Raw genomic sequence first — 561 nt, 5'->3', positions numbered from 1 at the left:
GGCCGTTATCTACTTTGAACTCGGGGAAAATGTTTCCTGGGAAAGGGGTGCCGTCAGAAGATACTGCCACGACAGTAAATCCATATCCTTGCTCAAGCATTTTGACTATTGGAGCCTGTATTTCGCACATTTCGCAGTTTGGCTGGTAGAAGAAAAATAGACCCATACGACTTGCTACAGTCCCAAGTAATGTCTGCCTTTCCTTCCCAGCCTTACTATCTACTTGCTGAGATGCGAACGTGGCATAAGGTCTTCTGGACACTTCATCAAGATAAGGATCACCTAAAATAGCCAGTTCATATGCATCTTGCGCTTGTTCTGAACGATCCATTGCGAATCGCTGCATGTAAGCAAAAGCTTTAGCGTTCTCAATGGTTGGGTTATCCCACCAAGCATCTTTGTATTTAGGTAAGTTCTCTCTAAACCACGCAGCAGAAAAATATTCAGGTCCTTCACTCTGGGCCATCTGTTCTTGCTCAGGAGGTGGTGGGGGAGGTTGCACTGCTACTGGCTTAGGTTTAGGTACTTCTTTTTCTTCTGGCTCGACTTCATAGAAAAACC

1 protein-coding gene is annotated in these 561 nt (G+C 45.3%); it reads right to left on the bottom strand.

The genetic code is table 11. The features are described from left to right. A partial coding sequence (gene traF, locus R7044_RS27190; RefSeq protein WP_225456224.1) for a conjugal transfer protein TraF occupies positions 1 to 561 on the bottom strand: 561 nt, incomplete at both ends.

The organism is Vibrio sp. 1402, from assembly GCF_033340275.1.
This window is presented reverse-complemented; position numbering and strand designations above follow the sequence as displayed.